Genomic DNA, 7,393 nt, shown 5'->3' on the forward strand with positions numbered 1-7,393 from the left:
AATCAGTGGAAGAGTGCGTCCACAAAGGGGATGGCAAGGGTCAATGATGGTAACCGTTTTCTCTGGTGATAATCTACGACCAATAGGGGTATTGTCTTGGTTGGATTTTATCGAATTCTGCAACCGCTAGGCAGTGGCGGATTTGGAGAAACATTTTTAGCAGAAGATACGCAGTTCCCTGGCAATCCCCACTGCGTGGTCAAAAAACTAAAGCCACAGCTAGACAATCCTCATATTTGGCCCGATGCCTGCCGCCTCTTTCAACGGGAAGCAGATATTTTGTCTAAGTTAGGAACGCACGATCAAATTCCGCGATTGCTCGCACATTTTGAAGAAGCAGAGCACTTTTTTCTGGTGCAAGAACTGATTGATGGAGCAGATTTAAGCCGCGAACTCATAGTCGGCCAGCAATGCTCAGAATACTATGCCGTGACATTGTTAGACAGCATTCTGGAGGTGCTGGAATTTGTCCATCAGCAAGGCGTGATTCATCGAGATATTAAACCCTCTAACCTGATTCGGCGGCGTCACGATGGCAAGATCGTTCTGATTGATTTTGGCGCTGTGAAAGCAGTAGGCCTGCAAACGACCGTTGCCCATGGCAATACAGCACAAACTATCAGCATTTGCACCCCTGGCTATACCCCCAACGAGCAGTATTCAGGCCAACCCAAACTGAGCAGTGATGTGTTTGCCGTTGGGATGGTAGGCATTCAAGCACTGACAGGCAAACTGCCGAGTGAATTGGACAAAGATTCCCAGTCAGGCGAAGTGCTGTGGACCCATCACACCACCGTCAGCCCTCACGTGGCTACGATTATTAACAAGATGGTGCTGTACGATTTTCGACATCGCTATCAGAACGCGACTGAAGCTAGAGCGGCTCTCCAACATCTGCTGGCGACTCAACCCATTTCAGTGCCCACTCCTTCGAGTCCAGCGGTCCCTTCTACTGGTTCTGGGATAAATCTTCCGTCTAATGTTCCAGATGCTCAACTGCTTTCTGCGAAGGGACAGACTTCTACCATGAAACCCAAATTGCCCATTCGTACCTTCTTTGCTGCTCTGTTTATCGGATTGTTGGGAGGCGCAGCCGGGGCAGTTTATGTCACAGCTCGCTTTTTCCCCACAGCCTTTGCCCCAACCGTGGTCACAGCGCCTCCAGATCCCTCTAGCACTACCGTTGAGGGTGGGCCAGGAGAAGACTTTACGGCTGAATCGCCTGGCAAAAACGTAGAAGAAGCAGAGGGGGCCGTGACGACACCGGAAACGATCTCAGCAGCCAATGCCCCCGTAGTTGTCGATTACACGCCCCTCAAAGAGTCCTTAACCGCAGGGCAATGGAAAAATGCAGATCAGCTAACCCGTGACTTACTGCTCAGTATTACGGGCAGGTCAGGAAGCACTTTACGAGTCGAAGATGTCGAGCAAATTCCCTGCCAAGACTTACAGACAATCAACCAGTACTGGGAACAAGCCAGCCAAGGGCGGTTTGGTTTTACCGCTCAAGCTAAAGTCTGGCAAACATTGGTCGGGAAATTTACAGAAAACACCAATGTTAAACGGAACAATTCAGATAGTGCGTTGACTGAATTTGTGCAGCGGACAAGATGGTTTTACCTACAATTTAGTGTGGTTCGTCCCTATGATTATGGACAATTAGTCTTTGCCTTGAATGCACCACCTGGACATCTACCGGTTAAGGCTTTTTTGCCCGTGGATACCCCCAATGACTCAACCACTTTGAAAGGAGCGGTTGTTTTAATCCCAACTCTGGCGCAACGGGTTTCTTTCTGCGAGAAAGAAGCAACACCCCCCAGCATTTCTGATGCACCCAATGCATCAAATTGAGGTGTAAACCCTATACAATTAGGTTTGATAACCCAAATCATCTCCAATGGGAAACAGTGAATCATCTCCAATGGGAAACAGTGACTAGCTTTATTTAGCTATTTACTCGCACACAGCAGTCATGACTACTCTGTTGAACAAAGCCACAAAATCAAACATTTTAGTTGTCGACGACTCGGCTGAAAACTTGCGGATCTTGTCCAGTATGTTGACGGAAGAAGGATTTGCCGTTCGCTGTGCCCGCAGTGGATTGATGGCCCTTACCACCTTGCAAAATACCCGTGCAGATTTGATATTACTCGATATTAAAATGCCCCAAATGTCGGGTTATGAAGTTTGTGAACACCTTAAAGCAGATCCTGTAACCCGTGAGATTCCGGTTATTTTCATCAGCGCCCTAGACGAGGCGATGGATAAAGTTAAAGCCTTCGATTTAGGAGGGGTGGATTATATTACTAAACCCTTTGAGTTACCTGAGGTTCTAGCCCGAATTGAAAACCAAATTACGATTAGCCGATTAAGAATGCAGCTGCAAAATCAGCAGCGGAAGTTGTTGAAACAAAATCAAGCGTTAATGCGTTCTAATCGAGAGCTAGAGCAATTTGCCCATGTGATGTCCCACGATTTAAAGCAACCCTTACAAAGTTTTTTGTTTGCGATCGGCTTAGTGGAGCAATGCTGTAAAGGGAATCCGAATTCAAAGGTATTTGAATATTTGAAACGGCTGCGCGACATCAGTAGCTCAATGCAAAAAGTGATTGAAGCGCTGCTTGACTATGCCCGTGTAGGCAATGAAGAACTGGTCATTGAAGAAATTTCCTGTGACGCTATTCTGGCCATGATTCTAGATAACCTGCAAGTTGCAATGGCTGAGCAATCAGCCGTCATTCATCATGATTCTCTGCCAACCGTGATGGCGGATCGAAATCAACTGATGCAACTCTTTCATCATTTGATTACCAACGCGCTCAAGTTCCAGCCGCAAGGCAATAAACCTGAAATTAGCATTTCAGTCAGCCTACTTCCCCAAGACGTGATTGAGAGATCTGTAGACATAGGCTTTCTGTCTTTTGATCAGGATGAGCAATCGCCAATCCCAGGATCTCAGACTTACCTATTTGGTGTTCATGACAACGGCATTGGCATTGATGCAGATAAAGTCCACTTAATTTTTGAAGTGTTTCAAAGAATCAACGCAGATGACTACGCTGGCACAGGGATGGGGTTAGCGACCTGCAAGAAAATTTTGGAACGCCATAATGGGCGAATTTGGGTCGAGTCTGAGCCAGATAAAGGGACCAGTGTTTATTTTACTTTCCCCCAACAACAGCAAGAATAATCATGACAACACGATCGATGGGTCGTAGTTTTCGCCCATACTGCCTATAAGTTGTTCTTCCCAGTCCAGGGGATTGTTCCTATCAGCAACAGGAATAACATCGTTTTCTAGCTCAGGTATCGACTAACAGCAGCGAAAATTGGAGTCCTGTTCAATTATTCTCTTCGAGAAAAATAGTGACGCTAGAGATGAGATACGCTATCGTGGATAAGATCATTAACTGATTTATTGTGTTTGAGTTCGACGCGGGGAAAGGCAAACGAGTATCACTTATTCGACAGGATCCTGTGGGTGAATGATTCTGTCCCGAGACTCTATTTGCTGTCGCTCAAACCGTATTTAATCACTCAATAGGTCACTGTTCAGTCAGGTATTCATGATCTGGGACAAGCGTTGACTGGGTTTGCCATGTCTTCTCAAATTTCAGTATTGACCTAAAGGTGTGGGGGGATTTTTACCGCATCGTAGGAGAAGCGACATGGAGTGTAGGGTCAATTTGACCAATCGTGATATCAATAACATTATTGCGGTTTTATATGTCCAAACCTATTTAGAGGATGAAGTTGCCCTCCACCTCATTGATCGGCTCAATGATGAGTTAGAACGCTGTATTTCGAAGCAGATCGGATATCGAACTCGCCGATCTGATGAGTATATGCGTCAGAGAGCCCAGCTCACAAGGCAGCTCTATTTTCAAAATCGCCCTGGGGAGTCTAACCCATAAAGTGGCAAGATATAAGTCACTCTAGATTTTCCTTAAATACAATTGAAGACATGCTCGGTAAATTGATTGTCTTTGAAGGTGGCGAAGGGGCTGGCAAAACAACCCAGCTGATCTCGGTACAAACTTGGTTGAACCAAAGTGGCTGGGGGGACCGCGTTGCTCATTACACCCAAGCTGATTTCCCACCCATTGTGATCACCCGAGAACCCGGCGGCACGCTGTTAGGGAAAGGGATACGCAAGTTGCTGTTAGATGTCACGGTGACCGGGAATGAACGGCTGGATGAACAAGCAGAATTATTGCTGTTTGCGGCGGATCGCGCCCAGCATGTGGCCAGTTTTCTGGTGCCGCATTTGCAAGCCGGGACCTTAGTCCTATGCGATCGCTACACGGATTCCACCCTTGCCTATCAGGGCTATGGCCGGGGATTAGACTTAGGGTTGATTGATCAGCTCAATCAGATTGCCACCCAAGGGTTAGAGAGTGACCTTACCCTGTGGCTGGATATCGAGGCGGACTATGGCCTGGCCCGAACACGCCAGCGAGAACAGGATCCAGAGATTCAGTCCGATCGCATGGAAGCCAATGAGATTGCGTTCCACCAGAAGCTACGGCAAGGATTTGCCACCTTAGCCCAACAGCATCCTCAGCGGATTGTACGTGTTGATGCCCAACAGCCTGAGGCTCAGGTGGCCCAGCATATTCAAGAGGTTATGGAACAACATCTCCAGGAATGGTATCCCTAATGTTTGCGGATATTGTGGGCCAATCGGCAGCGATTGAGTATTTGAGTCGGGCGATCGCAACGCAACGAATCGCCCCAGCGTATCTCTTTGCTGGACCAGAAGGGATTGGACGTCGCCTTGTGGCCGAGCAGTTTCTTAGCCTGCTTTTAGATCCTGAACAAATCGATCAGCGCCAGCTCCAGAATCATCCCGACAGTCTGTGGATTTCTCCCACCTATAAACACAAAAACCAGTTGATAACCTTGGCCCAGATGCAGGTGCAAGAGATTGCCTTACCTCGGAGTCATCCTCAAGTTCGCCTGGCCCAGATTCGAGCCATGACTCAGTTCCTCAGTCAAGCGCCCTTAGAGGCGTCTCGGCTGGCTGTGGTAATTGAAGGGGCTGAGACCATGGGAGAAGCGGCGGCCAATGCCCTCCTCAAGAGTCTAGAAGAACCGGGGAATGCCACGCTCGTGCTCCTTGCCCCGAATATGGATGCCTTAATTCCAACGTTGGTCTCCCGTTGCCAGCGGATTCCCTTTCGCCGACTGACGGCCAATCAAGTGGCACAGGTGCTGGAACAAGCGGGATACTCTGAGATTTTGGCCCACCCTCAGTTGTTAGAGATGGCCCAAGGGAGTCCTGGACGTGCGATCGCACACTGGCAACAGCAACAAGCGATGGACCCCGACCTATTAGCAACGACCTTAGAAGCCCTACAGGCTCCTCAAGACTGCCTCCGGTTAGCCCAAACTATCGATCAAGCCTTGGATCTCCCTTCTCAGCTGTGGCTCCTTGACTATTATCAACAACACTTTTGGCAAACCTATGGCCACTCGGCCTTGCTCCATCCCTTAGAAAAAGCCAAGGAGCAGCTGCGTCACTATGCTCAGCCTCGACTGGTATGGGAAGTCACGCTTCTAACGCTAGCTGAACAGTCAAGCAGTGGTTGGAGTGAAAACCCAATCTAGGTGATGGCGTAGGGTTGATCCTGACCTCTATTTGGGGTGATCGCAATTATCCGTTAAAAGACGGGTGCTAACGTTTTCCACAGGTACAATAGTATTGTCCATTACTGGAATCCTTGCCAGATATAGTCTGTATTAACTGGAATTTCGTTTGGCTCAGTAAGTTTTCCACAGCTTCCACCTCATACCCCTTAAATCCTTGTTGGATTAACCCTTGTTCGGCCAAGACGGTTGGGGTGTTGTAACAAACCACCAATGTTCCTTCAGGCCTCAGGACGCGATAACACTCGTGGAAAACCGCCGAGGCATCCGGCCAAAAGTAGAGGGTATTGACGGTACAAATCTGTTCAAACTGCGACTCAGGGAAGGGGAGATGATTGGCATTCCCTTGCAATAGGGTGAGTCGGCCTGAGCGTACATATCTTTGTAATTTCCGTTGTGTAACTTTCAAGGCATCTTCCGCATAGTCAATGCCTATCACTTTTTCTGGAAGCCCCGTTTGCAAGATCCGAGCCAGCAAACTTCCCCCACCAAACCCAATTTCTAAGATGCGATCGCCCTGGCGTATCGCCAATTGATCAAAGGCCAGCTGATGCATCCCTGCATTTTCTCGATTGAGCAGGCGCAACAGTAGCCGTCCCCAAATGCCAGAGGGGTACCCGAGTTGTTTCGCGACAAAAACTAGCAGAGCAGAACGCATGGCAAACTTAGTTTCGACAAAAGGCCCACTCGGTTTCTTTCGAAAGACTTGGATTGAACGCGTAGCCTTCTACATCAAATGCTTGTAAACCTTCAGGATCAGTAATGCGGTTTTGGATAGCATAGTTCACCATTAGGCCTCGAGCCCGTTTGGCGTGAATCCCAATGACTTTATAGGTACCATTTTTGTTTTCCTTAAAGGCAATATTGAGGACCTTACCCTTGAGCCGTTGAGGCTGAATCGCTTTGAAATATTCCCCCGAGGCTAGGTTTACAAGGGTCGTCCCTGAAGCTAAATCAGCATTGAGTGCCTCCGTAATTTGAGTCCCCCAAAAGTCATAGAGGGTTTTGCCTTTTTCTGTTTGGAGTTTAGTCCCCATTTCTAACCGATAGGGCTGAATCAGGTCGAGGGGTTTCAGCAGGCCATATAACCCAGACAGAATGCGGAGATGAGTCTGAGCAAAGGCAAAATCTTCTGGGGAGTAGGTGTCTACTTGGATACCGTTATAAACATCGCCCTTAAAGGCCAACAGAGCTTGTTTGGCATTCTCCTGGGTAAACGAGTCCTGAAAGTCTTGGTAACGTTGCCAGTTAAGATCGGAGAGTTTGGGGCTAATTTTCATCAGTTTGCCCAAGTCCTCCGGGCTATATTCCCGAAGTTGTTGGACGAGTGTTTGGGTTTGCGCGGCTTGAGCAGGTACGGTGTACGCGATCGCAGGAGGCGGATCAAAGTTCTGGGTTTTGGAGGGGGAGATGATCATTAGCATGGCTCTACTCCTGCTGGCGTTATTGGGGCTGGCTTTACGGCGCATCTGACAATTTACCACGGGAAATTTAAGCAAAAGTGACCGAAAAGACTTGGATGTGCAGGTGTGCCGGAAGTGAGCCAGCCCAAAACTTAACGAGCAATCACTCCTGCGAGTACAAATTTGACGACCTCTTCCGTCTGCTGTCGTACCCGCTCGGTGCTGAGGAGTTGCTGACTGGTATCAAGGTATTTCAAGTTCTCATGGGCATCAAAGTAAAACGAGCAGATTCCCAAGATATTGATGGCCGTTAAAAACGCATCTAGTTGGCGAAACTGTCC

Annotated in this window: 7 protein-coding genes and 1 pseudogene; 5 read left to right on the forward strand and 3 right to left on the reverse strand. The window is 48.2% G+C overall.

The features are described 5' to 3' along the window. Nucleotides 1–96: 96 nt before the first annotated feature. The 5 genes from Q0986_RS06610 (at nucleotide 97) to Q0986_RS06630 (ending at nucleotide 5,610) form a co-directional block, all read left to right on the forward strand. On the forward strand, nucleotides 97–1,851 hold the full coding sequence (locus tag Q0986_RS06610; protein WP_299406421.1) for a serine/threonine-protein kinase: 1,755 nt from the start codon (nucleotides 97–99) through the stop codon (nucleotides 1,849–1,851). A gap of 121 nt (nucleotides 1,852–1,972) precedes the next feature. Then, nucleotides 1,973–3,190: a response regulator gene (locus Q0986_RS06615; RefSeq protein WP_299406429.1), complete on the forward strand. Its 1,218-nt coding sequence runs from the start codon at nucleotides 1,973–1,975 to the stop codon at nucleotides 3,188–3,190. A 478-nt stretch (nucleotides 3,191–3,668) separates the two neighbouring features. Further along, a complete protein-coding gene (locus tag Q0986_RS06620) occupies nucleotides 3,669–3,914 on the forward strand; it encodes a hypothetical protein (RefSeq protein WP_299406432.1) in 246 nt (81 codons plus the stop codon). A 50-nt stretch (nucleotides 3,915–3,964) separates the two neighbouring features. After that, the gene (tmk, locus tag Q0986_RS06625) at nucleotides 3,965–4,660 is read left to right on the forward strand and encodes a dTMP kinase (protein WP_299406436.1); all 696 of its coding nucleotides are present in this window, start codon (nucleotides 3,965–3,967) and stop codon (nucleotides 4,658–4,660) included. Further along, entirely contained in the window at nucleotides 4,660–5,610 is a 951-nt protein-coding gene (locus Q0986_RS06630; RefSeq protein WP_299406440.1) for a DNA polymerase III subunit delta', read from the forward strand. Before tmk ends, Q0986_RS06630 begins: the two co-directional genes overlap by 1 nt. A gap of 67 nt (nucleotides 5,611–5,677) precedes the next feature. On the opposite strand, the gene Q0986_RS06635 is transcribed toward Q0986_RS06630, so the two are convergent. The 3 genes and pseudogenes from Q0986_RS06635 to Q0986_RS06645 all read right to left on the reverse strand — a co-directional run. Continuing rightward, a complete protein-coding gene (locus Q0986_RS06635; RefSeq protein WP_299406443.1) occupies nucleotides 5,678–6,307 on the reverse strand; it encodes a class I SAM-dependent methyltransferase in 630 nt (209 codons plus the stop codon). Nucleotides 6,308–6,314: 7 nt separating this feature from the next. Next, nucleotides 6,315–7,073 carry a peroxide stress protein YaaA gene (yaaA, locus tag Q0986_RS06640; RefSeq protein WP_299406447.1) on the reverse strand — a complete coding sequence of 253 codons (759 nt, stop codon included), beginning with the start codon at nucleotides 7,071–7,073 and terminating at the stop codon, nucleotides 6,315–6,317. A 131-nt stretch (nucleotides 7,074–7,204) separates the two neighbouring features. After that, nucleotides 7,205–7,393 (reverse strand): annotated as a pseudogene (locus Q0986_RS06645) (TetR/AcrR family transcriptional regulator); the annotation flags it as partial.

It is taken from the genome of Acaryochloris sp. IP29b_bin.148 (assembly GCF_028285565.1).
GTDB lineage: Bacteria > Cyanobacteriota > Cyanobacteriia > Thermosynechococcales > Thermosynechococcaceae > Acaryochloris.

Coding starts and splice junctions, on each gene's coding strand:
- Q0986_RS06615 (WP_299406429.1), top strand. CDS start 1,973: ATGACTACTCTGTTGAACAAAGCCACAAAATCAAACATTTTAGTTGTC.
- Q0986_RS06620 (WP_299406432.1), top strand. CDS start 3,669: ATGGAGTGTAGGGTCAATTTGACCAATCGTGATATCAATAACATTATT.
- tmk (WP_299406436.1), top strand. CDS start 3,965: ATGCTCGGTAAATTGATTGTCTTTGAAGGTGGCGAAGGGGCTGGCAAA.
- Q0986_RS06630 (WP_299406440.1), top strand. CDS start 4,660: ATGTTTGCGGATATTGTGGGCCAATCGGCAGCGATTGAGTATTTGAGT.
- Q0986_RS06635 (WP_299406443.1), bottom strand. CDS start 6,307: ATGCGTTCTGCTCTGCTAGTTTTTGTCGCGAAACAACTCGGGTACCCC.
- yaaA (WP_299406447.1), bottom strand. CDS start 7,073: ATGCTAATGATCATCTCCCCCTCCAAAACCCAGAACTTTGATCCGCCT.